The organism is Kribbella sp. NPDC051952 (assembly GCF_040680855.1).
Taxonomy (GTDB): domain Bacteria; phylum Actinomycetota; class Actinomycetes; order Propionibacteriales; family Kribbellaceae; genus Kribbella.
Window position 1 is genome coordinate 115,783 of sequence record NZ_JBFAXQ010000016.1, and the last position, 25,821, is coordinate 141,603.

Annotated in this window: 27 protein-coding genes; 14 read left to right on the top strand and 13 right to left on the bottom strand. The window is 68.9% G+C overall.

Translation table 11 applies throughout. The features are described 5' to 3' along the window. Window positions 1-22: 22 nt before the first annotated feature. Entirely contained in the window at window positions 23-979 is a 957-nt protein-coding gene (locus AB0L70_RS27385) for a winged helix-turn-helix domain-containing protein (protein WP_363688998.1), read from the top strand. Window positions 980-999: 20 nt separating this feature from the next. Here the strand turns inward: AB0L70_RS27385 and AB0L70_RS27390 are convergent, their stop codons facing one another. Then, window positions 1,000-3,411, bottom strand: coding sequence for a glycoside hydrolase family 3 C-terminal domain-containing protein (locus tag AB0L70_RS27390; RefSeq protein WP_363689000.1), 2,412 nt, complete (start codon window positions 3,409-3,411; stop codon window positions 1,000-1,002). A gap of 46 nt (window positions 3,412-3,457) precedes the next feature. Here AB0L70_RS27390 and AB0L70_RS27395 point away from each other — a divergent pair, with 46 nt between their 5' ends. The 4 genes from AB0L70_RS27395 to AB0L70_RS27410 all read left to right on the top strand — a co-directional run bounded on the left by AB0L70_RS27395 (window position 3,458) and on the right by AB0L70_RS27410 (window position 6,108). Continuing rightward, on the top strand, window positions 3,458-4,027 hold the full coding sequence (locus AB0L70_RS27395; RefSeq protein WP_363689002.1) for a TetR/AcrR family transcriptional regulator: 570 nt from the start codon (window positions 3,458-3,460) through the stop codon (window positions 4,025-4,027). A 301-nt stretch (window positions 4,028-4,328) separates the two neighbouring features. Beyond that, on the top strand, window positions 4,329-5,042 hold the full coding sequence (locus tag AB0L70_RS27400) for a type II CAAX endopeptidase family protein (RefSeq protein ID WP_363689004.1): 714 nt from the start codon (window positions 4,329-4,331) through the stop codon (window positions 5,040-5,042). Between the two features lie 67 nt (window positions 5,043-5,109). Next, window positions 5,110-5,553: a hypothetical protein gene (locus tag AB0L70_RS27405; protein ID WP_363689006.1), complete on the top strand. Its 444-nt coding sequence runs from the start codon at window positions 5,110-5,112 to the stop codon at window positions 5,551-5,553. 9 nt (window positions 5,554-5,562) lie between these two features. Beyond that, window positions 5,563-6,108: a GNAT family N-acetyltransferase gene (locus tag AB0L70_RS27410; protein WP_363689008.1), complete on the top strand. Its 546-nt coding sequence runs from the start codon at window positions 5,563-5,565 to the stop codon at window positions 6,106-6,108. On the opposite strand, the gene AB0L70_RS27415 is transcribed toward AB0L70_RS27410, so the two are convergent. From AB0L70_RS27415 to AB0L70_RS27430, 4 genes are all read right to left on the bottom strand, one after another. Then, window positions 6,098-6,829 (bottom strand): amidohydrolase family protein, encoded by a 732-nt coding sequence (locus tag AB0L70_RS27415; protein ID WP_363689010.1) that lies wholly within the window; start codon window positions 6,827-6,829, stop codon window positions 6,098-6,100. The two genes, AB0L70_RS27410 and AB0L70_RS27415, sit on opposite strands and share 11 nt — an antisense overlap. After that, complete coding sequence (locus tag AB0L70_RS27420) at window positions 6,823-7,548, bottom strand: hypothetical protein (RefSeq protein ID WP_363689012.1); 726 nt, start codon at window positions 7,546-7,548, stop codon at window positions 6,823-6,825. Before AB0L70_RS27420 ends, AB0L70_RS27415 begins: the two co-directional genes overlap by 7 nt. Continuing rightward, window positions 7,548-8,777 carry a DegT/DnrJ/EryC1/StrS family aminotransferase gene (locus AB0L70_RS27425; RefSeq protein WP_363689014.1) on the bottom strand — a complete coding sequence of 410 codons (1,230 nt, stop codon included), beginning with the start codon at window positions 8,775-8,777 and terminating at the stop codon, window positions 7,548-7,550. Before AB0L70_RS27425 ends, AB0L70_RS27420 begins: the two co-directional genes overlap by 1 nt. An 86-nt stretch (window positions 8,778-8,863) precedes the next feature. After that, a complete protein-coding gene (locus AB0L70_RS27430; protein ID WP_363689016.1) occupies window positions 8,864-10,078 on the bottom strand; it encodes a helix-turn-helix domain-containing protein in 1,215 nt (404 codons plus the stop codon). A 117-nt stretch (window positions 10,079-10,195) separates the two neighbouring features. Here AB0L70_RS27430 and AB0L70_RS27435 point away from each other — a divergent pair, with 117 nt between their 5' ends. Then, complete coding sequence (locus AB0L70_RS27435; RefSeq protein WP_363689018.1) at window positions 10,196-10,807, top strand: maleylpyruvate isomerase family mycothiol-dependent enzyme; 612 nt, start codon at window positions 10,196-10,198, stop codon at window positions 10,805-10,807. On the opposite strand, the gene AB0L70_RS27440 is transcribed toward AB0L70_RS27435, so the two are convergent. Genes AB0L70_RS27440 through AB0L70_RS27450 form a run of 3 tightly spaced genes read right to left on the bottom strand, consistent with a single transcriptional unit; the run spans window position 10,804 to window position 14,655 of the window. Further along, window positions 10,804-11,364, bottom strand: coding sequence for a dihydrofolate reductase family protein (locus tag AB0L70_RS27440; protein ID WP_363689020.1), 561 nt, complete (start codon window positions 11,362-11,364; stop codon window positions 10,804-10,806). The genes AB0L70_RS27435 and AB0L70_RS27440 overlap by 4 nt on opposite strands. A 15-nt stretch (window positions 11,365-11,379) precedes the next feature. Further along, the gene (locus AB0L70_RS27445; protein WP_363689022.1) at window positions 11,380-12,606 is read right to left on the bottom strand and encodes an FAD-binding oxidoreductase; all 1,227 of its coding nucleotides are present in this window, start codon (window positions 12,604-12,606) and stop codon (window positions 11,380-11,382) included. Between the two features lie 51 nt (window positions 12,607-12,657). Then, window positions 12,658-14,655, bottom strand: a complete 1,998-nt coding sequence (locus tag AB0L70_RS27450) for a potassium transporter Kup (RefSeq protein WP_363689024.1) — start codon at window positions 14,653-14,655, stop codon at window positions 12,658-12,660. 94 nt (window positions 14,656-14,749) lie between these two features. Here AB0L70_RS27450 and AB0L70_RS27455 point away from each other — a divergent pair, with 94 nt between their 5' ends. The 3 genes from AB0L70_RS27455 to AB0L70_RS27465 all read left to right on the top strand — a co-directional run bounded on the left by AB0L70_RS27455 (window position 14,750) and on the right by AB0L70_RS27465 (window position 17,041). Then, window positions 14,750-16,003 (top strand): MFS transporter, encoded by a 1,254-nt coding sequence (locus tag AB0L70_RS27455; RefSeq protein ID WP_363689026.1) that lies wholly within the window; start codon window positions 14,750-14,752, stop codon window positions 16,001-16,003. Further along, window positions 16,000-16,545 carry a chloramphenicol phosphotransferase CPT gene (cpt, locus tag AB0L70_RS27460; RefSeq protein ID WP_363689028.1) on the top strand — a complete coding sequence of 182 codons (546 nt, stop codon included), beginning with the start codon at window positions 16,000-16,002 and terminating at the stop codon, window positions 16,543-16,545. Before AB0L70_RS27455 ends, cpt begins: the two co-directional genes overlap by 4 nt. A gap of 94 nt (window positions 16,546-16,639) precedes the next feature. Continuing rightward, on the top strand, window positions 16,640-17,041 hold the full coding sequence (locus AB0L70_RS27465) for a DoxX family protein (RefSeq protein ID WP_363689030.1): 402 nt from the start codon (window positions 16,640-16,642) through the stop codon (window positions 17,039-17,041). Here AB0L70_RS27465 and AB0L70_RS27470 read toward each other — a convergent pair. After that, a complete protein-coding gene (locus AB0L70_RS27470; RefSeq protein ID WP_363689032.1) occupies window positions 16,963-17,601 on the bottom strand; it encodes a helix-turn-helix domain-containing protein in 639 nt (212 codons plus the stop codon). The genes AB0L70_RS27465 and AB0L70_RS27470 overlap by 79 nt on opposite strands. Window positions 17,602-17,663: 62 nt before the next feature. Here AB0L70_RS27470 and AB0L70_RS27475 point away from each other — a divergent pair, with 62 nt between their 5' ends. Genes AB0L70_RS27475 through AB0L70_RS27485 form a run of 3 tightly spaced genes read left to right on the top strand, consistent with a single transcriptional unit; the run spans window position 17,664 to window position 20,240 of the window. Beyond that, window positions 17,664-18,686, top strand: coding sequence for a hypothetical protein (locus tag AB0L70_RS27475; protein WP_363689034.1), 1,023 nt, complete (start codon window positions 17,664-17,666; stop codon window positions 18,684-18,686). 1 nt (window position 18,687) lies between these two features. Next, window positions 18,688-19,632: an aldo/keto reductase gene (locus AB0L70_RS27480; RefSeq protein WP_363689036.1), complete on the top strand. Its 945-nt coding sequence runs from the start codon at window positions 18,688-18,690 to the stop codon at window positions 19,630-19,632. Between the two features lie 17 nt (window positions 19,633-19,649). Continuing rightward, window positions 19,650-20,240, top strand: a complete 591-nt coding sequence (locus AB0L70_RS27485) for a TetR/AcrR family transcriptional regulator (RefSeq protein WP_363689038.1) — start codon at window positions 19,650-19,652, stop codon at window positions 20,238-20,240. Here AB0L70_RS27485 and AB0L70_RS27490 read toward each other — a convergent pair. After that, entirely contained in the window at window positions 20,227-21,324 is a 1,098-nt protein-coding gene (locus AB0L70_RS27490; protein ID WP_363689040.1) for an aldo/keto reductase, read from the bottom strand. The two genes, AB0L70_RS27485 and AB0L70_RS27490, sit on opposite strands and share 14 nt — an antisense overlap. Before the next feature lie 79 nt (window positions 21,325-21,403). On the opposite strand from AB0L70_RS27490, the gene AB0L70_RS27495 reads away from it, so the two are divergent. Further along, a complete protein-coding gene (locus tag AB0L70_RS27495; protein WP_363689042.1) occupies window positions 21,404-23,374 on the top strand; it encodes a GMC family oxidoreductase in 1,971 nt (656 codons plus the stop codon). Here AB0L70_RS27495 and AB0L70_RS27500 read toward each other — a convergent pair. After that, window positions 23,371-23,889, bottom strand: a complete 519-nt coding sequence (locus tag AB0L70_RS27500; protein ID WP_363689044.1) for a VOC family protein — start codon at window positions 23,887-23,889, stop codon at window positions 23,371-23,373. The genes AB0L70_RS27495 and AB0L70_RS27500 overlap by 4 nt on opposite strands. 69 nt (window positions 23,890-23,958) lie before the next feature. Next, entirely contained in the window at window positions 23,959-24,657 is a 699-nt protein-coding gene (locus AB0L70_RS27505) for a LysR substrate-binding domain-containing protein (RefSeq protein ID WP_363689046.1), read from the bottom strand. Window positions 24,658-24,705: 48 nt separating this feature from the next. On the opposite strand from AB0L70_RS27505, the gene AB0L70_RS27510 reads away from it, so the two are divergent. After that, complete coding sequence (locus AB0L70_RS27510; RefSeq protein ID WP_363689048.1) at window positions 24,706-25,080, top strand: DUF5997 family protein; 375 nt, start codon at window positions 24,706-24,708, stop codon at window positions 25,078-25,080. Here AB0L70_RS27510 and AB0L70_RS27515 read toward each other — a convergent pair. Then, entirely contained in the window at window positions 25,077-25,817 is a 741-nt protein-coding gene (locus AB0L70_RS27515) for an alanyl-tRNA editing protein (RefSeq protein WP_363689050.1), read from the bottom strand. The two genes, AB0L70_RS27510 and AB0L70_RS27515, sit on opposite strands and share 4 nt — an antisense overlap. Window positions 25,818-25,821: the final 4 nt, after the last annotated feature.

Consider the following 25,821-nt stretch of genomic DNA (forward strand, 5'->3'; position numbering starts at 1 on the left):
AGTTTCGGGTGGAGGCGAAACGTTGTCCGAGTTCCTGGTCGATGCCGACACCCTGGCGAACGCGCGCTTCGGTACGTCGCAGCTGACCGAGGCGGTGTCCGCGCTGAAGATGCTGCAGCGCCCGGTCGAGCCCTGGTTCCGCGCGTGGAAGGACACCCACGTCACGGCGTACCGCCGGCAGTTGGCGCGCAAGCCGGTCTGGGCAGCGCTCGCGGAGAGTGCGCTCGGGCGGAGCTGGGTCGCCGACTTCATCACGATGCCGCCGCTCGAGCCCAACCAGGAGTTGGCCGATGAGATCGCGACCCTCAGGAACTTCGACGATGACCAGATCCGGGCGGACCTGAGCGTCGTACGAACGCCGCTGCCGGACGTGCTGCTCTCGACGGCGGGGTTGGCCGACCAGGCGGCCGACCTGTTGCGCTGGGTGTGGAACGAGACGGTCGAGCCCGAGTGGCCGCGGCGGGTCCGGGTCCTGCAGGCCGACATCGTGTCCCGTACGTCGCGACTCAGCGAGCAGGGGTGGTCCGGCGTACTGCGTGGGCTCGGGCCCGACGTCCGGTGGCTCGGCGACGGGCGGATCCAGGTCAATCGGTGGGACTACCCGACCACCGACGTACGCGGGTGCGACCTGATGTTCATCGCGACGCACGCGCAGCGCGTCAGCGTGAGCTGGCGGAAGCCGGATCGTTTCGCGCTGACCTACCCGGTCACCGGGATCTTCGCCAGTACGGCGGCACCCGGCGAACCTTTGGTGCAATTGCTCGGCCGCAACCGGGCGCGCATCCTGGTCGAGGCCGCCGAGCCGGTCAGTACGACGCTCCTGGCCGCGACGACCGGTCTGTCCCTGGCCGCGATCTCCGACCATCTCCGCGTCCTGACCGAGGCCGGCCTGCTCGAACGCCGTCGCTCCGGCCGGTCGGTTCTCTACTGGCAGTCCGACACCGGCCGCCGCGTGGTCGGGCGACCGGTGTCAGGCTGAGGCTCGCCCAAGCTGGGCAGCTAGTGCAGGATCTCCAGTTCGGTCGTGAGTGCGAGATCCGACACGGACGAGCCGGCTCGGAGGGTGAAGGTGCCGGGTTCGGTGGCCCAGCCATCGGCCCAGTGATCGAAGGTGTGGTTGTGCAGCTGGACGGTGATCTCGCGGGCCTGGCCGGCGTAGAGGCGTACGACGGCGAATCCGGCCAGCCAGCGGACCGGGCGATCCACGGTGCTTTCGGGGCGTTCGGCGTACACCTGGACGACCTGCTTGCCGGCGCGCTCGCCCGTATTGCGGACGGTCAGAGCGACCGAGGTCGGGTCGTTCGCACGCAGGCCCGAGAGCTCCCAGGTGGTGTAGCCAAGGCCGTGGCCGAAGGCGAATGCGGGCTCGGTGCCGGCCTTGAGCCAGGCGCGGTAGCCGATGTGCACGCCCTCGTCGTACTCGATCACGCCGTCCTGCGGAGTGACGTCAATAACCGGTACGTCGTCCTCTTCGCGCGGCCACGTGGTGGGGAGCCGACCACCGGGCTCGACGGCTCCGAGCAGTACGTCGGCGAGGGCGTTGCCGTACTCCTGGCCGCCGAAGTACGTGACCAGGAGGGCCGCGACCTCGTCACGCCAGGGGAGGAGGACCGGTGAGCCGGCGTTGACGACCACGATCGTGCGTGGATTCGCCGCGACCACGGCCCGGACCAGATCGTCCTGCCGACCGGGAAGGGCAAGCGTCGTACGGTCGTAGCCCTCGGACTCGACCTTGGAATTGGTGCCGACGACAACGACCGCGACCTCGGCCGCCCGCGCCGCGGCGACGGCCTCGTCGATCAGAACCTGCGGGTTCGAGCGGTCGGGCTCGACGCCGACGGTGATGCTGAACGCGTGCAGACCGCCCTCCGGCGCGGCCAGATCTAGCTCGATCCGGACGTCTACGGGCTGTCCCGCGGTCACATTGAGTGGAGTCGAGGTCGACGGCGGCGAGAGCAGCGCGGCGCCCAGGTCCGTGCCGACCGGTACGACGGTCTCCTCGCGGAGGAGGTTGCCATCGGCAAAGATCCGGCCGTGGCCGACCGATGCGAAGCCCAGCAGGATCTCACCGGTCTCGGTCGGCGTGTACGTCGTACGGAACTCGAAGACGGCGGCCTCCGCGATCGGTGCATCCCCGCCGAGATAGACGAGGGCGCTGGAGCGCCGGTCTTCGGCGAACAGCTCGATGCCGTCCGCGGCCAGGAAACGGACGCGGGCGCCCGGTTCGTTGGTCTCGGGGTTGGTCATCGTGGTCAGTGGCAGCTCAGCGACGCCCTCCTGGACGACCGCGCCGAGCGAGTAGGTCACCTCGGCGTCGGGGATTGCTTGGCGGAGACCGTCGAGGGGCGAGACCACGGACGACGGGATGACGGTCGCGCTGCCGCCACCCTGGGTGCGCGCGTCCCGGGCGTTGTGGCCGATGACGGCGACGCGGTGCAGCGACTGAGCGGTCCACGGCAGCTCGTCCTTGTTGGTCAACAGGACCGAGCCTTCGGCGGCCGCCGTACGGCTGAAGGCGATGCCGTCGACCTGCGGGACATCGGTCGGCTTCTCGTAGCCCTCGAGCGCGCCGACCCGAGCGGCCAGCGCGAGCAGACGCAGCACCTTCCGGTCGATCGCGTCCTCCTTGACCTCACCGGACCGGACGGCCTCGACGAGCGCGTCACCCCAGGCGCCGATCGGACCCGGCATCGCCAGGTCCTGGGAGTGCTTCGCGCTCTCCACGCTGCGTACGGCGGTCCAGTCGCTCACCACGACACCGTCGAAACCCCAGTCGGTGTTGAGTGGCGTCTCGAGCAGGTCGTTCTCCGAGGCGGTGGCGCCGTTGATCGAGTTGTAGGCGCTCATCACGAGCCAGGCCTTGGACTCGGTGACCGCCTTCTCGAAGGCCAGCAGGTACAGCTCGCGCAGAGCCCGCTCGCCGACGACCACGTTTGCGGTGAAGCGCTCGGTCTCGAAGTCGTTGGCGACGTAGTGCTTCGGGGTCGCGCCGACCCCGAGCTCCTGGACGCCGGCGACGTACGCGGCGGCGAGGTCGGCGGTCAGGACCGGGTCCTCGCTGAACGCCTCGAAGTGCCGTCCGCCGCGCGGGGACCGGTGCAGGTTGATCGTGGGGCCGAGGACGACGTCGACGTTCTTGCGGCGGGCCTCGAGCGCGGAGACAACGCCGTACCGATGGGCGATGTCGAGGTCCCAGGACGAGGAGAGCGCGGTCGCCGACGGGAGGTTGAGCGACGGGTCGCGCTCGTCCCAGACCGGGCCGCGGACGCCGCTCGGGCCGTCGGACAGGACCATCGACCGCAGGCCGATCGCGGGCAGGGGATGGGTGGACCAGAAGTCCTGGCCGGTGAGGAGCCGGACCTTGTCCTCGAGGCTGAGCTTGGCGACCAGATCGGCGAAATCGGGGTGCATGCGCACGACTGTACGTGCGAAAACCGAGTAGTGCTAGGTTTTGGCTATGGCTGCTTCGAGAGGTCCGTACGCGAAGGGGGTCGCCAAGCGGGAGGAGATCCTGCGGGCGGCGCTCGAGGTGATCGCCGAACACGGCTACCGGAAGACGTCGACGCGGGAGCTCGCCGCGGCGGTCGGGTTGAGTGAGGCCGGGCTGCTGCACTACTTCGGGTCGAAGGAGAAGTTGTTCGAGGCGGTGCTGCGGGCCCGGGACGAGGCGGATATCGAGCGGTTCGAGCAGTCGGATCTGATCGAGAAGTACGGCGCGGTGATCCGGCACAACGGCGACGTCCCTGGTCTGGTGCAGCTCTACTCCACCTTCTCCGCCGAGGCGGGCGACCCTCAGCATCCCGCGCACGAGTACTTCGTCGAGCGGTACGCCGGACTCCGTTCAGCGCTCGCCGGAGCCGTCGAGGCCCGCCAGGCCGACGGCACCCTCCACCCGACCGCCGACCCGCAGACGGTCGCGACCCTGCTGATCGCCCTCTCCGACGGCCTGCAGATCCAGTCCCAGTACGCCCTGGACGCAGAACCCGCCGACCTCCTTAACCACCTGATCACCCTCCTCACCCCATAACCCGACCCCTGGCCCCCCGCGAGATAGTTGAACCATGACCAGGCCCGCCGACGATCCCCCCACCCCGTCCGAGGCCGGCCCGTCCCCTCACCCCGCCCCGTCCCCGGCTGCGTCGTCGGCGCACACCCCGCCCCCATCCCCCTCCGCCGGGACCCCAGCACCATCCCCAACCCCGGCCGCCGGCCCGTCCCCGTCCCCGGCTGCCGGCCCCACCCCGTCCCCAGCCTCGGCTGGGAGCCCCACTTCATCTTCTTTTCCGGAGTTGGTCTCTCGGCGGGTGTTGGGTCGGGAGGTTTGGTTGGTGTTGGCCCTCTCCCTCGGGGCTTCTGGGGTTGCGGCGGTTATCTCGTTTCTCGGGGTGCTGACCTCGGCGAAGCCGATCAGTGGGCAGACGGCGGTGATCGTCGGATCCCGAGCACCTGGCCGACCATGGCTGGACCTGTCCTGGCAGCTCTTCGCGGTGGTAACAGCGCTCGTACCGGTCGCCCTCGTCGGCCACTTCCTCCTCCGCGGTGGCGAGTCCCTCAAGACCCTCGGCTTCGACCTCCGCGACCGGCTACGCGACCTTGGCCGAGGGACCACCGTCGCCGCCTGCATCGGCGCCGCCGGCCTGCTGTTCTACATCGGTGCACACGCGACCGGCGCGAACCTGACCGTCGACCCGTCGCAGCTGCCCGACTACTGGTGGCGGATCCCGATCCTGATCGCGGTCTCCGCGCAGAACGCGATCCTCGAGGAAGTCATCGTCCTCGGCTACCTGAACCACCGCCTGGACCAACTCGGCTGGTCCGTCCGCCAGGCGACCGTCACCAGCGCGCTCGTCCGCGGCTCGTACCACCTCTACCAGGGCCTCGGTGGGTTCGCCGGCAACGTGATCATGGGCGTGATCTTCACCTACCTGTACCGCCGCTGGGGCCGGATCATGCCGCTCGTCGTCGCGCACACCTTGATCGATACAACCGCGCTGATCGGAGCGACGTACCTGCTCGGGAAGGTCTCCTGGTTGCCGAGCTGAGCCTTACTGATGGCTCACTGAAACGACTGACACGTAACCGATCGGGTCTCTCGCTGGTTGAGATGTCGTGACTGTCAACGGGGATATCGCAAGTCCGCCGGAAATCGACGCAGGCTTGGCCGCCGCCGCGCTGGCCGTGTTCGCGCACCGGCACGAAGTCGTCCATCTGCTGTACGCCGCGAGTGACGAGGCGGACGCGCTCGCCCGGATCGGTGGGCTGCTGCGGGTCGACGAGGCAACGATCGCGCGGGTCCTGGACCAGCCGTTGCGCTGGATGCTGCCGCAGTTCCGCAGCGAGCTGGAGTCGATCGCCTCCGCCCCGGCCGCGCTGACCGCACCCACCGCACCGACCGATCCTGGGTTGAGCATGCCGACCGGGGCTGGGCTGATCGCACCGGTTGAGGCCGGCGCTGCGCTGCCGGGGGAGCTGGAGTTGCCGGACGGACCGGTGTCGCCGAGCGCGTTGGATGTGCCGGCCGTGCCGGCGGCGAGTTCGGTGTCGAACGGATAGATTGCCGCGGTGGAGACCTATGGGACGGACGTACTCGGGATCGCGGATGAACTCACCACGGCGTACGTCGAGGTCTTCACCGCGCCACCGTGGGAGCACCGCGATCCCGAGGAGACCCGGACCGCGTTCCGCAAGCGGCTCGAGGATGATGCCCACCGGGACGGCTTCCGCGCGTGGATCGAGCGCTCGGACGACGGCCGGATCTCAGGCTTCCTGACCGGATGGACGACCCCGGGACCGTTCCGCACGGATCGCTCGTACGGCGATGTCCTCGACCGGCTGGGTCCGGCCCAGGTCGACGCACTGCTGGTCGGTGCGTTCGAGATCGACGAACTGGGCGTGCTCCAGTACGCCCGAGGCACTGGCCTCGGCCGCCGGCTCCTCGAGTTGGCGACAGCCGAACACCCCCGAGCCTGGCTCCTGACCTGGAACCAGGCCCACAACACCATCGCCTTCTACCGCCAGGTCGGCTGGCAGGAACCCGCCCCCGAAGGCCCGAGCCACAACATCCTCGTGTTCCTGGCACCTAACCACCCAGGTGCACCTACAGACTGAAGAGTTCCGTCGCGTTCTTCCACATGATGGCCTCTTCTTCGGCCGGGGTCAGGGCGGCGGCTTCGAAGGCACCGATGGCGATCGACGGGTCGATGAGAGTGGCGTCGGTGCCGAACATCAGCCGGGACGGGCCGAGCTGGTCGAGGATCCAGCGGATGCGGTTGGCGTCAGGCGCCGACCAGCAGGGCTCGAACCAGATCCGGTCCGACCGGGACGCCGCCTCCGGCACGAGCGGCCAGCCGGGCGCCCCCATGTGACCCGCGATCAGCCGCGCGTCCGGGACCCGGTCCGCCACATCCGCGAGGTCGACGACGTTCCCGGCCCACGTATGCACCAGCGTCGGCAGTCCGAACTCGGTCGTGAGCTCGATCGCCGCCTGCATCGCCGGCGAATCGATCGGCGTACGGCTGTACTCGGTGTGGATCTTCGCCCCGACCCACCGCGACCGCCCGTCCCCGGCCAGCAGCTCCTCGAGATCCTCCCGGCCCTCCTTCAGCCGGCGCGGATCGATCACCACCATCCCGCGCAACCGCGGATCCGAAGGCAGCAATGCCGCGAGTGAGCGGTTCCCCACCGGAGCGTCGTACACGATGGCCTCGATCGCCGACACCAGCTGGATGTCGATCCCGAACCGGTCCATCAGCTCGATGTTCACCTCGATGCTCTCGACATCCATCGAGAAGAACCACGGCCCCCAATGGGCGTGCACGTCGATCAGCATGACGCCTCCAGCAAGGTGGTTAGATTTTGACTGCCCACCCGGGCGATCTCACCGGGGGAGAGCCTCGAGGTGAGCAACCGCCGTACGACGGAATGGGTCTCGTGGAACGGAGTCCGGCACCCGAGTACCAACCGCTCCGCGCCAACCTCCGCAGCGACGATCTCGAGCGAATCCGGCCCGGTCAGCATCCGCGTGGACGTATGGAACCCAGGCTCCGACCGAGCCAGCACCACAAAGTCACCGAGGTAATAGAAGTGCGTGTCCAGGAACACCACCCGCGCCCCGAGATCACGCAGCGCCGGCCCCACCTTCCGTACGTCGCCCTCGACGAAGATCGTCAGCCCGGCCGCAACCAGCAGCTGCACGACATGCCCGAACGACGGATACCCAGGCTCCACGCTCTGTGCGGTCGGCGCCAACCGGATCGCCCGCGGCGGCTGATCGAGCGACAGCACCCGCTCCAGCTCCCGCTCGGCCCCCAGCGGATCCCGCAGGTCCAGCACCGGGCACCACGACCACCCGTTGCCCTCGGCAACCTGCTGCGCCTCCAGATTCCCCGACGGTACGTCGAAGTGCACCGCCCGCAACGCGGACACCACCCCACCCGAGATGCCGGTCGCCTTGAACACCTCGTGCATCCGCTCGGGCCGGCCCCACCGCCCGGTCGTCACGTCATGCCCGACCAGTACGTCGCAGTCCATCAGCAACGGTTCAGTCATCAGGCCTCCCGGGCCAGTGCAGCGTGAACTTTGCGAATCGCCGCGATGATGTCATCGACATCCGCCGAGGTGTAGTTCTCGTTCCAGCCCAGCACCAACAGCCGGCTGTTGATCAGTTCCTCGGCGTTGGGACAGAGTCCGACCGGATACGACACATCCTGCAACGGGAACCCGGAGTCCCCGTAGGTGATCCGGTCCCGGACGGCGGGCGCGGCGTACAGCGGGCCGGTCAGGTACCCGCCGTTCGCCGGCACACCCTCAGCGGTGAGCGCAGCCGCCCACTCGTGCATGTCCCCGGCCGCAGGCGAGATGATCAACGGGTACTGCCAGTAGACGTGATCGCCACCGTCCGGCGGCGCCGTGATCCCGGCCAGGTCCGCGATCCCGGCCGTCGCCCGCGCAGCCGCCGTACGACGGTCTGCCACGACACCCCGCAACCGGGTCAGCTGGGCGCGTGTCACCGATGCGACCAGCTCGGTCATCCGGTAGTTGAGTGCCAGGAAGAGGTACGTCCGCTCGTCGGTGTCCCGCGGCCAGCCCTTGTCGGCGAACAGCCGCATCCGCCGGGCCCGGGCGGCATCGTCGGTGATCGCCAGCCCGCCGTCGCCCGCGCTGATGTGCTTGGTCTGCTGCAGGCTGAAGCACCCGATGTGCCCGATCCGTCCGACGAACGTGTCACCGACCGGCGCGAGGTACGCCTGGGCACAGTCCTCGATCAGCAGGATCCCGTGCTGATCGCACAGCTCCCGCAGTTCGCGCACGGGCGCGGGCTTCCCGAACAGGTGCACCACGATCACGGCCTTGGTCCGCGGCGTGATCGCGGCGGCGACCGCGGCCGGGTCGAGGTTGCCGGTGATCGGGTCCACGTCGGCGAACACCGGTACGGCGTTCTGCATCATGATCGGGAACACGGTGCCCATGTCGCTGATCGGCGTGGTGATGATCTCGTCGCCGGGATCGGGGTTGACCGCGGCAACGGCCAGGTGCAGGGCCGCCGTACCCGAGCTGCAGGCGACCGCGTGGCCGGCGCCGAGCAGGTCCGCGAACTCCCGTTCGAGCGCGGGCACCTCCTCGCCCCAGGTCGCGGACAGCATCCCGCTACGCAGAACGCGCTCCACCGCCTTGACCTCGTCGTCGCCGAACCGCCGGCCGCTGGCGTTCATCACCGACGGCAGCGGCTCCGTGCGCACCGGCGTACCGCCGTCACGCGCGAGCAAGCTCTTGTCCATAAGGTCTCCCGGGACGCGGCTGATCGAATTACGGTCATGACTGAAATTAGTCGCGCGCGCGTCGGTGCGTCAACCAGCGGGAGAGCTCAGAGGTGGACGCGGTAGACAACCAGAGGGCGGCCGCTGCCGGTGCCGAGTTGTGTGCCGGTAGCGTCGGCGAGCCCGGCGCGCTCCAGCCGGTTCAGGACCCGGCGGGCGGTGCGGGGCTGGATGCCTAGGTGATCGGCGACCGAGCGCGTCGTCAGACCGTCGTCGGTGCTGGCGTGCACGAGTTCCTGCAGTCGCTCGAGTGTTGCCTTGGACAACCCGGCGCGTTGGGCCAGCAGTTGAAGCTTGGAGCGTTGCTGGGCCCGTGGCGCCGCGCCACCGACCAGGATCAGGTCGATGTCGTTGCGCAGCGAGACCACGGCCGCGGTCCGGCCGGCCGATCTCGCCCGGCCGAGCGCCCGCCGGGCGAGCGCCTCGGTCTCGGTCCCGGAGCCACCGATGCCGAACCCGATCCGCACCGGCCCGAACTGCTCCTTGAGCCGGTTCAGCATGCCCAATTCGGTGAACGCCGCGGTCGCCTGCTCGAGCGGGCCGCGCGTGGTCACGACCAGATACCGCTTGTCGTCGTACCGGATCACGCTGCCGCCGAGCGAGCCGGCCTCGCGCCGGAGCGCGCTCTCGCCGTCCGCGGCGATCTCGACCAGTCCGAGCGCGATCTGCGCATCGTCACTGCGCAGAGCGTCGTGCACGAGCAAGAGACTGTTGACAGCCGCGCGCACCGAGTGCACGGACGGAGCCAGCCGGAGCGTGGTCTGCTCGGTCCGGAGTTTCTCGTACGCCGATCGCAGACAGGTGATCGCGATCGTTGCCTTGGATCTGCGGTGGAACGCGATCACGTCGTCGGAGCTCAGGCCGGCGTGATACGGCAGTACCCGGATCCCGCGGGTCGGCAACCCGACCTCGTCGAACGTCTCGCGGACCTGGGCCTCGTCCAGTACGTCGATGCTCATCGAGGTGACGTCGTGGCCGTCGCGGAGCAGCTCGACGAGCGCACGCATCAGCGTCGCGCCGGTGTACTCGACGTGAGCGGCCGGCCGGTCGAGCAGCTCGTTCGCAGCGGCGAGCTGGTATGGAACGACGCCGGTGAACAACCAGGCGTCGACACTCGGCGGGGCGTCCGCCATCACCTTCGGCGTATCCGTCTCACGCCGGTATCGCAGCGGAACGACCTCGACTCCACGCAGCGCCCGGATGATCCGGCTACTGGAGGTGACCAGATCGGACGGCCCGACCACACCGATCGTCGTCACCATCCGTGGGTCCCCTCCTTCATCGGCTCAGTCTCACCAGATCACCACACCGCTGCAAGAACCCGCGCCGTACGCCGTGACTGCGGAATACTGGGCCCGGTCTCGTCGAAAGGGCTGAACATGCGGTCGCAGGAGTGGATAGCCGAGGGTACGGCGTTGTGCCGGAGCGCGCTCGCGGACCTGGCCGGGCCGTCGTTGCTGCCGGACTGGACCCGCAAGCACCTCGCCGCACACCTGGCGCTGAACGCGGAGGGGATCGGCAACCTGGTCCAGTGGGCGAAGACCGGCGAGGAACACCGGATGTACCTCTCGCCCGAGCAACGGACCGTGGACATCGAGGCCGGTGCGCTGCGCCCGGACAGCGAGTTGATCACCTGGTTCGACCAGTCGGCGCGGCTCCTGGCCGACCAGATGGCCGGCCTGACCGATGACCAGTGGGCACGGACGGTGCGCACGATGCAGGGGATGGAGGTCCCGGCAACCTATACGCCCTGGATGCGCAGCCGCGAGGTGATGATCCACGCGGTCGACCTCGGCGCGGGCGTCACGTTCGCAGATTTGCCGACCGACTTCCTCGAGGCCTTGTGTGCGGACATCCGGACCATGCGTGGCGACGTACCCGAGCTCGACGGCCCGCTCCCGGAGGTCGCGGCATACCTCGCGGGCCGCTCGTACGACGGTGTGTTCACGGCCGATGGGTCACCGGCCGAGCCACTGCCGCCCTGGCTCTAACGGACGACGCGGTAGCGCAGGTGGGTCACGTCGCGGTCGACGAGCTGGCGGATCGGTTCGAGCTCGATGTATTCGGCGGGGAGATTGTCGAAGAAGCGGCGGCCCTGGCCGAGCAGCACGTTGACGAGGTGCACCTCGATCTCGTCGACCAGACCGGCCTTCAGTAGGGCCTGGCCGGCGCCGGCGCCGTGGACCAGGACATTGCGATCGCCGGCGGCCTCCTTCGCCCGCGCGGCTGCCTCGGCGACGTCGGTGACGAAGACAGCGGTCCCCGGCGGTACGTCGCCCTCGTCCACGTGATGGGTGAGGATGAACATCGGTACGCCGTCGTGGTGGTCACCGTTCCAGCGGCCCGCGTGCTCGAACGTCCGCCGGCCGGCGATGAGGGCGCGGGTGGTCATCGCTTCCCGGTACACCTGACCGCTCGGGCCGTCGGAGTCGCGGTCGTCGAGCCAGTTGAACAACCGGAAGCCGCCGCGGCCCATCGGCTCTTCGACACTGTCATCGGGGCCGACGACGAAGCCGTCGAGGGACATGGACATGTCGAGCACGATCATCCGGAACTCCAAAGGTCAGAGGGATTGCGGGAAGTGGAACACTCGCTCGGGGTCGTAGTGCTGCCTGATCGCAGCAAGGCGGGCGTGATTGGGACCGTGATAGGCCTCGACCCAGTCGGTGAGATCGGGGTCCGGGAAGTTGGGGTAGACGCGTCCCGAGGCATGCGGGTGGGCGATGGTCCAGGACCGGCGTACTTGTTCTCTGTCGGTGCCCAGGTGTTCGAGGACGAAGCGCTCGCCGCGGTGTACGAACGCGGTCGCGTCGGCGGGGACGCGGTTGTAGGCGCCACCCAGCGGGGTGAAGTTGAGCTCGCAGCCCTGGGCCAGCAGCCCGGTGACGACGTCGGCGGGCAGCGCTCGCTGGAAGAACTCGGACTTGCTGATCGCGGTTGGATCGCCCTCGGGTCCCACCAGGCTGTCCTTGAGCTCCGGCCAGCTCAATCCGTCGCGAAGGTCGAGGTCCCCACCAGGGAGGTCGGCCAGCAGGTCGGCGGTTTCAGCGGGCGGCCGCAGGGCGGCGCCGAAGACCCGGACCTCGGCGGGCGTGACGGCCAAGCTGGCGGTGAGGTCGTCGACCGCGTCGGGTGCCCACTCCTGCCAGGCCGCGATCACTTCGGCTGCTTCCGAAGCCGGCCAGCTCACGGCGAAGCGGGTCGCGGCCGGCGAAGGGACGGGGTCGAAGACGAGAGCGGTGACGATGCCGAACTGACCGCCGCCCGCACCGCGGAGCGCCCAGAAGAGGTCGGGATCGTGCTTCTCATCGCAGATGATGACCCGCCCGTCGGCGAGGACCACCGTGGCGGCGACCAAGCGGTCGCAGGTCAGCCCGTACCGACGGCCCAAGAGCCCGAGGCCGCCGCCGAGCGTGAGCCCGGCGATCCCCACGGTCGGCCCGCAACCCGCGGGAATGGTGAGACCGTGGCTGTGCAGTCCCTGGTAGACCGCCGCCAGCCGAGCCCCGGCCCCAATGGTTGCCAGTCCGTCCGAACCAACGTCGACGGAGTTCAGCCCGCCCAGATCAAGGACCAACCCATCCGTCGACGATCGCCCGGCGAAGCAGTGTCCACCGCCTCGAGGTACGACGTGCAGGCCAGAGTTCCGCGCGTACGCCAAGGCCTCGACCACGTCGTCGACCGAGCTGCAACGCGCGATCGCGGTCGGTCGCACGTCGCGGAAACTCCACTGCGCCGGCACGCGCAGTACGTCGTACAGCTCGTGGTCAGGCCCGATCAGATCGATCACACCACGACGCTAGGCCCATCCGGTGTCGCGCGGCTTGAACGAAACGTGCACCTACACCTCGATATGCGAACCGATGATCACCGTACGGTCGCGCGGCAGGTTGAAGAACTCGGCCGCGTCCGCCGTGATGTGCGACGTCGCGATGAACAGATGCTTGCGCCAGCCGGCCATCGTCTTGGCCGCACCGCGGCGGAGTTCGATCTTCGACAGGAAGTACGACGCGTGGTCGAGATCGAGGGCACCCTCGGTCGCGTCCGGCCCGAGCGTGGCCAGGGCCGCAGGTACGTCGGGAGTCTCCATGTAGCCGAACTTCGCCGTGACATGGGTGATCCCGTCGTTGGCGTACCCGAGCTGGCTGACGACCGCGCGCTGGTCGTCGCTGACCCGCGGCACCGGCTCGGTCTCGATCGACACGATCACCACGTGCTCGTGCCGGACCTGGTTGTGCTCGACGTTCGCGCGCAACGCCAGCGGTGCGGTCTTGCTGCCACGGTTGAGGAAGATCGCCGTACCGGGAACCGTGCGGGCGGTCAGCGCACCGGTGCTCAGCTGGTCGACGAAGTCCTGCAGCGCACCCTCGGAGCGTTCGCGCTCGGCGGTGACGACCGCGCGGCCACGCTGCCAGGTGGTCATGATCGTGAACGCGGTGAGCGCGATCAGGAGCGGCAGCCAGGCACCGTGCACGAGCTTGGTCAGGTTGGCACCGACGAAGAGCAGGTCGACCGACAGCAGCAGTGTCGCGCCGATGCCGATCAGCCAGCGCGGGATGTTCCAGCGGTGCCGGGCGACGTAGAAGAACAGCAACGTCATGATCGTGATCGTCCCGGTGACCGCCATGCCGAAGGCGTACGCGAGTGCGGCCGAACTGCGGAACGCGAAGATCAGCGTCAGCACTGAGACCAGCAGCAGCCAGTTGATCCAGGGCACGTAGATCTGCCCGATCGTGGTGGCAGAGGTGTGCTGGACCCGGAGCCGGGGGAGGTAGCCGAGTTGCGCGGCCTGGGAGGCGACCGAGTACGCGCCGGTGATCACAGCTTGGGAGGCGATCACGGTCGCCGCGGTCGCGAGCAGTACCAGCGGCAGCCGGCCCCAGTCGGGGACGAGCAGGAAGAACGGGCTGCTGATGTTGGACTCGTCCTTGAGGATCAGCGCGCCCTGACCCAGGTAGCTCAGCGTGCAGGCCGGCAGGACGAGGATCAGCCAGCCCCGCGTGATCGCACGACGGCCGAAGTGACCCATGTCGGCGTACAGGGCCTCGGCGCCGGTGACCGACAGCACGATCGCGGCCAGCGCGAAGAACGCGATATGGAAGTGCCCGGACAGGAAGCCGATCGCGTACGTCGGTGAGAGTGCCTTGAGGATCCCGGGGTGTTCGACGATCCCGGAGATCCCGCAGGCGCCGATGACCACGAACCACGCGATCATGATCGGGCCGAAGACCTTGCCGACGGCCTCGGTGCCACGCCGCTGGACCAGGAACAACAAGATGATGATCACCGCGGTGATCGGTACGACCCATTCTCCCAGCGACGGCTCGACGACCTTGAGGCCTTCGACCGCGGACAGCACCGAGATCGCCGGGGTGATCATGCTGTCGCCGAAGAACAACGAGGCGCCGAAGATGCCGACCGCGGCCAAGGTGACGGCGGCCTTGCGGCCGCGCTGGCCGCTCCAGCGGCGCAGCTGCGTGATCAGGGCCATGATCCCGCCCTCGCCGTCGTTGTCGGCGCGCATCGCCAGCAGGATGTAGGTCACGGTGACGATGATCATCACCGACCAGAAGATGACCGACACCACGCCGTAGATGTTGTTGTCGCTGACCGGCACCGGGTGCGGGTCTTCGGGGTTGAACACCGTCTGCAGGGTGTAGATCGGGCTGGTGCCGATGTCACCGAACACGACCCCGAGTGCTCCGATGATCACAGCGAGCTTCACCGTGTCGTTGATCGTGTGTCCCGGTTGCCTGCTGACGCCGGTGTCCGGGTCGGTAGCACTCCCACCGGCTGTTCCCGGTGTGTCCTCGGTCCCCGCGTCTTGATGTTCCGTCACGGCCCGGACGATACCGGTCCCAGGAGACCACTCCGGGGATGTCGAGCCCGGCCGGACGCCTCCGACGTACCTGGTGACTACGGAGGAGGCAGGGATGACAGCGGAGCGGGTACTGCGGACCTACATCACGCTGGTCGTGGTGTCGACCGGAGCGTCGTCGATGATCTGGGGGATCAACACGCTGTTCCTCCTGGACGCGGGCCTGAGTATCGGGCAGGCCTTCGCCGCGAACGCGTTCTTCACCGCGGGCATGGTGCTGTTCGAGGTCCCGACCGGTGTGGTCGCCGACACGGTCGGACGGCGTACGTCGTACCTGATCGGGACGGCCGTTGTGCTCGCGACGACGCTGCTTTATCTGCTGCTCTGGCAGACGCACGCGCCGTTCGTGGCGTGGGCGGTGGTGTCGATGCTGCTCGGGCTCGGGTTCACCTTCTTCAGTGGAGCGACCGAGGCCTGGCTCGTGGACGGCCTCAACGCGACCGGCTACCGCGGTTCGCTCGACCAGGCGTTCGCGAAGGGCCAGATGGCCAACGGGATCGCGATGATGGTCGGCTCGATCGGCGGTGGCCTCATCGCCCAGGTGTCGAACCTCGGCGTCCCGTACGTCGCCCGCGCGGTCCTGCTAGCGGCCACTTTCCTGGTGGCGTGGCGGTCGATGCGCGACATCGGCTTCACCCCGAAGCCGCGGGTCTCCGTGCGCTCCGAGATGGGCGGGATCGTGCACGCTTCACTGCGGCACGGGCTCGGCAATCCGTCGGTCCGCTGGCTGATGATCGCCGGTCCGTTCGCGGCCGGGGCGAGCATGTACGGCTTCTACGCCGCGCAGCCGTATCTCCTCCAGCTCTACGGCCACACCGATTCGTACGCGATCGCCGGTCTGTCCGCGGGGATCGTGGCCGGTGCGCAGATCGCGGGCGGTGCGTCCGCGTCGTACATCGCTCGGATCTTCAAGGACCGGATCCGGACCATCATCGCGGCCATCACCATCTCGGGTGCCGTGATCGCCCTGATCGGTCTGGTCACGTCGTTCGGGATCGCGCTCGTCCTGCTGATGGTGTGGGGCACGATGTTCGCCGCGATCACCCCGATCCGGCAGGCGTTCCTGAACAGTCACATCCCGTCGGCGCAGCGGGCGACGGTGCTGTCGTCGGACAATCTGCTCGGCTCCGCCGGTGGTGTCGTCATCCAGCCGGCGCTGGGCCGCTCGGCCGACCTCTGGGGCTACGGACCCGCCTACCTGCTGACCGCGGCCATCCAGCTGTGTGCGCTGCCGTTCCTCGTCCGGGCCCGGCGCAACGACAAAGCCGTCGAGCCGCGACCGGAGGAAGCACTAGCCTTGCAGCCGTGACAGCGCGACTGATGATCGTCAACGGTGGGTCCAGCTCGGGAAAGACCGGGATCGTGCGGTGTTTGCAGGCGGTGCTGGACGAGCCGTGGCTGGCGTTCAGCGTGGACGACTTCGTGGACGCGTTGCCGGCGGCAATGGAAGGGTCGGCGGACGGGATCGTCATCGGCCCCGGTGGTGAGGTGTCGGTCGGGCGCGCGTTCCGGGAGCTGGACGCGGCCTGGATCGCCGGGATCGTCGCGATGTGCCGGGCCGGTGGCCGGGTGATCGTGGACGACGTCTTCCTCGGTGGCGCGGGCTCGCAGCAGCGCTGGCGGGACGCAGCCGGCGACGTCGAGACGCTGTGGGTCGGCGTCCACTGCTCACCCGAGGTCGTGACCGGCCGTGAGATCGCTCGCGGTGACCGGGCTCCCGGGATGGCCGCGAAGCAGGCGCTGATCGTCCACGAGGGCGTGTCGTACGACGTCGAGGTCGACTCCACCCACACCGAGTCGATCGAGTGCGCCCGGATCATCGCGAACTACCTGAAGCAAGCGACCACGTAGGTCGTTCCGTGGTGGATCCGTGGCCGGCACGGATGCCGGTCATGGGTCGCGAGCGGGACCTTCGTCGTACCAGGAAACGACGAAGGAGGAAATCATGAGTACGACGGTGACGATGCGCAGGGCGGTCCGGCCGGGGACCGTGGTGTTGTGGGTGGTGCAGGTGGTGCTGGCCTCGCAGTTCGTGATGGCGGGCCTGATGAAGCTGTCCGGGAATCCCGGGATGGTGGAGATGTTCGGCAACGTCGGCGCCGGACAGTGGCTGCGCTACCTGGTCGGGGCGCTCGAGGTGGCCGGGGCGCTGGGTCTGCTCATTCCGCGGCTGTGCGGGCCGGCCGCGCTCGGCCTGGTCGCGTTGATGGCCGGCGCGATCGTCACGAATGTGTTCGTGCTGGGGGAGTCGCCGGCGATCCCGCTCGCCTACTTGCTGGTGGCCGGTGTGATCGCGTGGTTGCGCCGATCCGCCCTGGCGAGCGCCTTCGGGATCCTCCGGAGGTGATCCGCGGCGACCTGCTCGGCGTCCTCGCCGGCCAGGATCCGCCGTACCGACTCGAGGTGGACCGTCCGGTAGGCCGCGACGGTCAGGGCAGCGGTCAGGTGAGGTTCGGGCTCGCCGGTGCGTTCCATCGCACCGGCGATCGCCTGTTCGAGGTGGTCGAGCAGCTCGCGGGCCCGGGACTGCAGCGCGCGCGACTCCGCGATCACCTGCCAGAAGCGGGCGAAGTGAGCACGCATCGTCGCCAGCGGATGCCCGGTCCGGGCAAGCTCGGTCAGCAGCGTGGACAGGGCCGCCACCGCGGACGTGCCCTCCGGCCGATCGTTGATCGTGGCAACGATCAGGGCCTCCGCCTCCGGGTAGCGGTCGAAGAGCAGGTCCTCCTTCCGGGCGAAGTGCGCGAACACGGTCGGCCGGGCCACGTCGGCGGCCTCGGCGATCTCGGAGACCGACACCTGGTCGAACCCGCGCTCGAGGAAGAGCGCGGTCGCGACCTCGGAGATCTGGGTCCTGAGCGCGGCCTTCTTCCGCTCCCGGCGCCCGTGCTGTGCATGCTGGTCCACGCGGATAACCATACTGGATAAAAAAATGTACTGAGTATGAGATTGTTGCTAGGCTGCCCGGCATGCAACCCATCGGGGTGAACTACGACACCGGCCTGCGCTACGACGGACATGACAACAACCGCAGTACTCGCAACCGCTTCGATCCCGGCACCGTCGCCGCGGAGCTACGGATGATCGCGAACGACCTGCACGCACCCGCGGTCCGGGTGTCGGGCAACGACCCGGATCGGCTGGTGATCGCGGGGGAGGCGGCGCTCGACGCCGGGCTCGACCTGTGGTTCTCGCCGATCCCGATGGATCTCGAGCCGGACGAGTACATCGCCTTCCTGGCCGACTGCGCCGCCCGCGCCGAGACGCTGCGGCAGTCCGGCCGGGGTGACGTCGTACTGGTGCTGGGCTGTGAGCTCTCGGTCTTCTGCAAGGGCATCGTGCCGGGCGAGACGTCGGGGGAGCGGCTCGCGCTGATGGGCGACCCGGCGACCTGGACCGATCAGGACAAGCTCGCCCAGTTGTACGCCGGACTCAGCCGGTGGGGCGAGGTCCAGCAGAAACTGGTGGCGGCCGCCCGTGGGGTGTTCGGCGGCCGGATCACCTACGCGGCCGGGATGTGGGAGGACGTGAACTGGGAGCTGTTCGACATCGTCAGCGTCGACGCGTACCGCGATGCCGCCAACTCCGCGACCTTCCGCGACGACCTGCGGGCCCGGTTCACGTGGGGAAAGCCGGTGGCGATCACCGAGTTCGGCTGCTGTGCTTACCGGGGAGCGGCCGACCGTGGTGGGTCGGGCTGGATGATCGTCGACCGCAGCGTCACTCCACCCGCGATCAAGGGCAGCTTCGAGCGCGACGAGGAGGAACAAGTGGAGTACCTGCTGGAACTCGTCGAGGAGTTCGAGCGGATCGAGCTCGCGGCCGCGTTCTGGTTCAGCTTCGCCGGCTTCGAGCTCCAGCGCCGTCCGGACGATCCACAGCACGATCTCGACCTCTCGTCGTACGGGCTGGTCGCGGTCCACGACGATGGTCGGCTGACGCCGAAACGGGTGTTCGGCAAGCTTGCCGAACTGAATGACGGGCAGCGCTGACATGGATCAGGTGAGGCTGGGCGGCACCGGTCTGCGGGTCTCGCGGATCTGCCTGGGGATGATGAGCTTCGGCACCGGCGGTGCGCGGGAGTGGCATCTGGGTGAGGACGCCGCGGACCCGATCGTCCGGCGCGCGGTCGAGGCCGGCGTGACCTTCTTCGACACCGCCGACGCGTACTCCAAGGGGACCGGCGAGGAGCTGACCGGGCGGCTGCTCGGGAAGTTCTTCGGCCGGCGCGAGGACTACGTGCTGGCGACCAAGGTGTACTACCCGACCGGCGACGGACCGAACGATCGCGGCCTGTCCCGCAAGCACATCCTGGACGGGATCGACGCGTCCCTGCGCCGGCTCGGCACCGAGTACGTCGACCTCTACCAGATCCACCGGTGGGACGACGAGACACCGATCGAGGAGACGATGGAGGCGCTCGCGGACGTCGTCCGGGCGGGCAAGGCGCGCTACCTCGGGGCGTCGAGCATGTTCGCCTGGCAGTTCGCCAAGGCCCAGCGGGTGGCGTCCGTCCCGTTCGTTTCGATGCAGAACCACTACAACCTGGTCTACCGCGAGGAAGAGCGCGAGATGATCCCGCTCTGCATCGACCAGGGCGTCGGTGTGATCCCGTACAGCCCACTGGCCCGCGGCCTGCTGGCCCGCACCGGCAGTACGGCGAGAGCCGGCGCGGATCCCGTCGCCGACGACCTGTACGGCGAGAACGACCTCGCCGTCGTGGAATCGGTCCGGGCTGTCGCCGCTCGTCGCGGAGTCCCGCCCGCGCAGGTCGCCCTGTCCTGGCTGATGAACTCTGCCGGTGTGACCGCGCCGATCGTCGGAGCCACCAAGACCAAGCACGTTGAAGATGCGGTCGCCGCCGTCGACCTCACCCTCACCGCCGAAGAGCGAGCTGAGTTGGAGGCGCCGTACCGTCCTCACCCTGTCCTGGACTGACCAGTACAATCGACCGTGTGTTGACGGCGAAAGGTTTGGCGACGCGCGGACGGATCATCGAGGCGGCCGCGGCCGAGATCCGGGACCGTGGCGTCAGTGCGGTGACGCTCGACGATGTCGGGCGGCGGAGCCGGACCGGGAAGAGCCAGCTCTTCCACTACTTCCCCGACGGCAAGGAGCAGTTGCTGCTTGCCGTCGCCGAGCGCGAGGCCGATCGCGTCATCGACGACCAGCAACCGCAGCTCGGGCAGCTGACGACCTGGGACGCGTGGAACGAGTGGCGCGACGTCGTGGTCGAGAAGTACCGGCGCCAAGGCGTGAACTGCCCGCTCGGTGTACTGATGACCGAGATCGGGCGGCACACCCCGGCAGCGCAGGCGATCACGGCCAGGCTGCTGGCGCAGTGGCAGCACCGGATCCAGGTCGGGATCGAGGAGATGAAGGCCGCGGGTGAGATCCGCTCCGACGTGGATCCCACCCGCGCGTCCGCCGCGTTGATCGCCGCGATCCAGGGTGGTGTCGCCATCTTGATGGCGAGCGGTTCGGCGCAACACCTCGAGTACGCGTTGGACCTCTGCCTGGACTACCTGCGGGTCAGCTCCAATTGACCACCGGTGGTCGATAGCCGGCCGGCTTGTCGGCGACCTTCGCGTCCGGGTTCACCAACCAGCCTTGGTACGCCGGGGTGAACATGCGATAGACCGACTCCGGCGGTACGGCGCCGGCCTCGTCGAGTGCGGCCCGAAGCTCGTCCGGTAGCTCGAAGTCGAGGGCTCCGACGCTCGCCCGCAGTTGTTCACGGCTGCTCGCACCGACGATCGCCGAGGCGACTCCGGGCTGCGTCGCGACCCAGTTGACGGCGACCTGGGCCATGGTCACCCCGAGCTTGTCCGCGACGGATTCGACGGTCTCGAGCAGCTCCCAGTGCCGATCGCTCCACGCCCGTACCGGCGCGCCGTCACCGGTCAGCCGTCCGTCTCCGCTGACGCCTCGCGCGTCGTCCCGCTGGTACTTCCCGGTCAGGAAGCCGCTTCCGAGCGGACTCCACGCGGTCACCCCGAGGCCGAGTTGCTGTGCGGCCGGGATGTGTTCGGTCTCGATGGTCCGCTCGACCAAGGAGTACGGGAGTTGCAGGTTCACCATCGGCGTCAGTGCGTTTGCGTCCGCGAGGGTCTGCGCGCGGGCGGCGTACCAGGCCGGTACGTCGGACAGACCGGCGTACCGGATCTTGCCGGCCCGGGCGAGGTCGTCGAACGTGCGCAGGACCTCCTCGACCGGGGTGATCCGGTCCCAGGTGTGCAGCAGGAAGACGTCGACGTAGTCGGTGCCGAGCCGGCGCAGTGACGCGTCGAGCGCGCGGATCAGGTGCTTGCGGCCGTTGCCGCCCGCGTTCGGGTCGCCGGGGTCGACGCTGTTGGTGGCCTTCGTGGTGAGCACCATGCGTTCGCGGTTCCCGGCCTCGGCGATCAGTTTGCCGAGGATCCGCTCGCTCTCACCGGCGGTGTAGAAGTCGGCCGTGTCCAGGAAGTTGCCGCCGGCATCGACGTACGCGCGGAAGATCGCCCGGGCCTCGTCCTCGTTCTTCCCGTACGGCGCGTGGAAGCCGGCCACGCCGAAGTTCATCGTGCCCAGGGCCAGCCGGCTGACGCGCAGTCCGGACCGGCCGAGCAGGTAATAGTCGTCAAGTGCCATGTCTCCTAGATTTGCTCGGAGAAAATGGACCGGCAAGTACAGAAGAGCGCGGTTGCCGGTGATCTGAAAGGATCTGGTTGTGCGCTTGTCTGAACAGCAGCGGGTTGTCCTCGAGCGGTTGGCCGAGCTTGCGGTGCCGGCGGATGAGTTTCCCGCCGGCGACGTCGGGGCCGTGGAATTCATCGAGCGGGTCCTGTCGCTCGACCGGCCGGACTGGCTCGAGCGGGTGGAGCGGGCGCTGGCGGTTGCCGGGCAGTCGCTCGACGCGGTCCTCGCGGACGACGACGGTGCCTGGCTGGTGCGGTTGCTGGCCCAGGGGTACTACGCGGAGCCGTCGACCTGGCCGATGATCGGTTGGCAGACGGGTGACTTCGAGCCGGTTCAGACCGAGCTGACGATCACTCCACGCTCGGCGCTCGCGGATCGGTACGACGCTGTCGTGATCGGCTCCGGTGCGGGCGGGGGAGCGGCGGCGCAGGTGCTGGCCGAGTCCGGGCGATCGGTGCTGGTTGTCGAACTGGGTCGCTATCCGTCCACGGCGTCGCTTTCGCGGGACCATCTGCGGAACCCGCGATCGGTGGCCGGGCTGCCGGCGGTGACCGACCCCGACCCGGCCGGGCGACCGCGAGTCTCGGTGGTTGACGGCGTACCGGCTCAGGTTCTGCCGCCGGATGGTGGGTGGGGGAACAACGCGTTCACGGTCGGCGGCGGCACGCGGGTGTACGGCGCGCAGGCGTGGCGGTTCGTCCCACGGGACTTCACGATGGCGACGACGTACGGCGTACCTGAAGGCAGCGCGCTATCCGACTGGCCGATCACGTACGACGAGCTTGAGCCTTACTACTCGTTGGCCGAGCAGCGGTTCGGGGTGAGCGGTGGAGGTGTGGACCCGTGGCACGAGGCACGGTCGATCCCGCTGCCGATGCCGCCACTCCCGCGAACCGGTCCGGCCCAGCGTTTGGCTGACGCTGCCGATCGGTTGGGTTGGGGCACGCTCTCGCCACCGCTGTTGATCAACTCGGTCGACTACCAAGGCAGGGCGGGCTGCGTCCGCTGCGCCCAGTGCGTCGGCTTCGCCTGCCCGGTCGAGGCGAAGGCGGGCACTCACAACACCGCGCTACCGGCCGCCCTCGCCACCGGCTGCTGCACCCTCGTCACCGAGACCACAGCCGAGCGACTCGTCACCGACGGATCCGGCCGGGTCACCGGAGTCGCACTGGTCGCTGAAGGTGGCTGGCGTCGGACGGTCGACTGCACCGAGGTCGTGGTGGCCGCGGGTGCGTCCGAGACACCGCGGTTGTTGCTGAACAGCGCCCACGACCGCGAGCCGAACGGCCTCGGCAACAACCAGGACCAGGTCGGTCGCCACCTCCAGGCCCACGTGTACGCCGGAGCTGTTGGACTGTTCGCCGACGAGGTGTCCGACCTGGTCGGGCCGGGCGTCTCGATCGCGACCTGCGACTTCCGGCATGGCAACGACGGGATCATCGGCGGCGGGATGCTGGCCAACGAGTTCGTGCCGACGCCGGCTGCGACGTACGACTATCTGACCGGCGCCGGGCTGATTCCGCCGGCCGGTGCCGCGGGCAAGGAAGCGATGCGGCGCGAGGCGCGCCGGATGCTGCGCGTCGTCGGTCCGATCCAGGAGGTGTCGTCAGCGGAATCGCGCGTACGGGTCGATCCCGGTGTGGTCGACCGGTTCGGGAATCCGGTGGTCAGCATCAGCGGGTCGATTCATCCCGAAGACGTGCGGGCGCACGAGTTCATGAGCGCGAAGGCGCGGCAGTGGCTGGAGGAGGCCGGCGCCGTCCGGACGTCGGTCGGCGGAGTCGGCACACTGGGGCGAGCGAGCAGCGGTCAGCATCAGGCCGGCTCGTGCCGGATGGGCAACGACCCGGCGCACTCGGTCACCGATCCGTACGGGCGTGTGTGGGGACACGACAATGTCTGGATCGCGGACGCGTCGGTGCACGTGACGAACGGGGGAGTGAACCCGGTCCTCACGGTCCTGGCGAACTCACTCCGGATCGCCGAGCGGTTGGTCTCCTAGGCGAGGCTGCGGGAGATCCCGACGCCGCTGCGGGCCTCGCGGCCGTACTTGGCGACCTCGGCCGCCAGGTCGAGCCGGCCGACGCCGGTCTTCTGCTTGTCCTCGTCGGTGAGCAGGTCCGCCGGGATGATCCAGACGACCTCGAACTCGAGTCCGTTCGGGTCCTTGCCGTACAGCGACTTCGTGGTCCCGTGGTCCGACGCGCCGACCAGTGCGCTGTGCTCACTCAGGGTTGCAGCCAGGTCCTCGAGGTCGCCGAGCGTGTCCACCTCCCACGCCAGGTGGTAGAGGCCGACCGTCGTTCGGCCCGCGCCGGAGGCCGCGGCCTGGGAGCCGATCTCGAACAGCCCGAGGTCGTGGTCGTTGGTGGAGCCCGCCGCCCGGAGGAACGCGGCGCCCGGGATGGCGTCGCCGCCGTCGGTGTACGTGAAGCCGAGGACGTCGCGATAGAACGCGACACTCTCTGCCACGTCCCGCACGTACAGCACCGCGTGATTCAACCGGAAGATCGCCATGACCGCACTCCACTCGCTGGGCTGCACCCCATAATAGTTGAGAACTCAACTGAACACTAGCGCCGACACTCAGCGGCGGGGCCGCGGCTTCCTCCGCCCGACAGCCTTCTTCGCCGGCGCCGACCTCTTGGCCGGGGCGGGCTTCTTCTTGGCGGGAGGTGTGGGCGCCGCGCCGCGGCTGCTGTTGACGGTCCGCCCGCGGACGATGCCGATGAACTGATCCATCAGCTCGGACGGCTCGCCCTCCGGCCAGCTCAGCGCGACCTGCGACTCCGGCGCGCCTGTGAGCGGCCGGTACGTGAGGTCCTTGCGGTGATGCAGCCGCGCCAGCGACTGCGGTACGACGAGCAGCCCGGTGCCCATGGCAACCAGCGCGATCGCATCCGCCGTGCTGGCAGGTCGCTCGTCGATGACCCGCCCTGGCAAGGCGTCCCAGTCGAGTACGTCGTCCACCGGGTGCAGCATCAGTTCGTCGGCGAGATCCCCGGTGGTCACCTCGTCGGCTGCCGTCACCAGGTGATCCTTCGGGACCACGACCACCGTCTGTTCGACGTACAGCGGAATCGCGTGCAGGCCGTCGCGGTCGAACGGCAGCCGCAGGAGGGCAGCGTCGGCCTTGCCGTCCCGGATCAGCCCGGGCGCGTCGGCGTCGGCGACCTGGAGCAGCTCGAGTGGGATCCGGGGTAACCGCTCGGCCCAGATCCGCGCCCACTTGGCGGGTGTCACGCCGGGGACGTACCCCAGCCGGAAGGAGGGTTGCCCGGTCACGGCTGCCAGATTACCCGGCGTAGCGGGTTCGCCGACTACCCTGCTGCCATGACGACGCGCAAGACTCCCCAGACGATGAAGCCCGCGACGGCCGCGAAGAAGCTCGATGTGTACCTGCAGGCCACGCCGGCGGAGTTCCAGGAAGGCGTCGTATCCCGAGACGAACTGAACGCCCTGCAGGCCGACCCGCCCGAGTGGCTTCGCGAGCTCCGCAAGAACGGGCCGCACCCGCGCTCGGTGGTGGCGGCGAGGCTGGGGGTCTCGATCAGCGGCCTCGCGCGCGCCGGTCTCACCGAGGCGCTGACCACCGACGAGATCGAGGACATCAGGTCCGAGAACCCGGACTGGCTGGAGCGTGAGCGCGCCACCCAGGCGGAGGTCCGCCGGCAGGAGGCCGAGCTCAAGAACAAGCCCCGCAGCTAGCTGATCCGGACGCGGAGGCGCCGGAAGCCCTTGCCCTTGCTCTCCATCTTCACGACCTCCATCCGGCCGATCATCGCCGTCGAGGCGACGTGGGTGCCGCCGTCGGCCTGGGTGTCCAGGCCGGCGATGTCGACGATCCGGACCACCTCGATGTCGGGCGGCAGCAGGTTCTTCGCGGTCCGGATGATGTCCGGGATCGCGAACGCCTCGTCCCGCGGCAGGTTGCTCACCGTGATCTGCCGGTCGGTCCGGATCTCCGCGTTCACCGCCTCGGCGACCCTGTCCTTGAAGTCCGGCGGCACCTCCGCGAGGTCGAAGTCCATCCGTGCGGTCAGCGGCTCCATGTTCCCGCCGGTGACGAGCGCCCCGAAGTCGCGGAACACCACGCCGGTCAGCACATGCAGACCGGAGTGCGTCCGCATCAACGCCGTACGCCGCTCATCGTCCAGGGCGCCTCGTACCGCGGTGCCCACCGGCGGCACCGGATCACCCTCGTCGGGCACCAGATAGAGGTCATCACCCTTGACGGTCCCGACGATCCGGGTCCGCACGCCGCCCCACAGCAACACGCCCTGGTCGGGCGGCTGCCCGCCGCCACCCGGATAGAACGCCGATCGATCGAGCACGATCCCGCGCTCCGGATCGACCCCGACCACGGTCGCGTCCCACTCCCGGACCGAGGCGTCCTCGAGGTCCACCCGATGCGTATGACCGTGCTGATTCACCGAACTGTTCATGGTG

Coding starts and splice junctions, on each gene's coding strand:
- AB0L70_RS27430 (WP_363689016.1), bottom strand. CDS start 10,078: ATGGTGACGACGATCGGTGTGGTCGGGCCGTCCGATCTGGTCACCTCC.
- AB0L70_RS27515 (WP_363689050.1), bottom strand. CDS start 25,817: ATGAACAGTTCGGTGAATCAGCACGGTCATACGCATCGGGTGGACCTC.
- AB0L70_RS27465 (WP_363689030.1), top strand. CDS start 16,640: ATGAGTACGACGGTGACGATGCGCAGGGCGGTCCGGCCGGGGACCGTG.
- AB0L70_RS27500 (WP_363689044.1), bottom strand. CDS start 23,889: ATGGCGATCTTCCGGTTGAATCACGCGGTGCTGTACGTGCGGGACGTG.
- AB0L70_RS27425 (WP_363689014.1), bottom strand. CDS start 8,777: ATGGACAAGAGCTTGCTCGCGCGTGACGGCGGTACGCCGGTGCGCACG.
- AB0L70_RS27435 (WP_363689018.1), top strand. CDS start 10,196: ATGCGGTCGCAGGAGTGGATAGCCGAGGGTACGGCGTTGTGCCGGAGC.
- AB0L70_RS27475 (WP_363689034.1), top strand. CDS start 17,664: ATGCAACCCATCGGGGTGAACTACGACACCGGCCTGCGCTACGACGGA.
- AB0L70_RS27390 (WP_363689000.1), bottom strand. CDS start 3,411: ATGCACCCCGATTTCGCCGATCTGGTCGCCAAGCTCAGCCTCGAGGAC.
- AB0L70_RS27440 (WP_363689020.1), bottom strand. CDS start 11,364: ATGATCGTGCTCGACATGTCCATGTCCCTCGACGGCTTCGTCGTCGGC.
- AB0L70_RS27480 (WP_363689036.1), top strand. CDS start 18,688: ATGGATCAGGTGAGGCTGGGCGGCACCGGTCTGCGGGTCTCGCGGATC.
- AB0L70_RS27415 (WP_363689010.1), bottom strand. CDS start 6,829: ATGCTGATCGACGTGCACGCCCATTGGGGGCCGTGGTTCTTCTCGATG.
- AB0L70_RS27490 (WP_363689040.1), bottom strand. CDS start 21,324: ATGGCACTTGACGACTATTACCTGCTCGGCCGGTCCGGACTGCGCGTC.
- AB0L70_RS27455 (WP_363689026.1), top strand. CDS start 14,750: ATGACAGCGGAGCGGGTACTGCGGACCTACATCACGCTGGTCGTGGTG.
- AB0L70_RS27510 (WP_363689048.1), top strand. CDS start 24,706: ATGACGACGCGCAAGACTCCCCAGACGATGAAGCCCGCGACGGCCGCG.
- AB0L70_RS27395 (WP_363689002.1), top strand. CDS start 3,458: ATGGCTGCTTCGAGAGGTCCGTACGCGAAGGGGGTCGCCAAGCGGGAG.
- AB0L70_RS27420 (WP_363689012.1), bottom strand. CDS start 7,548: ATGACTGAACCGTTGCTGATGGACTGCGACGTACTGGTCGGGCATGAC.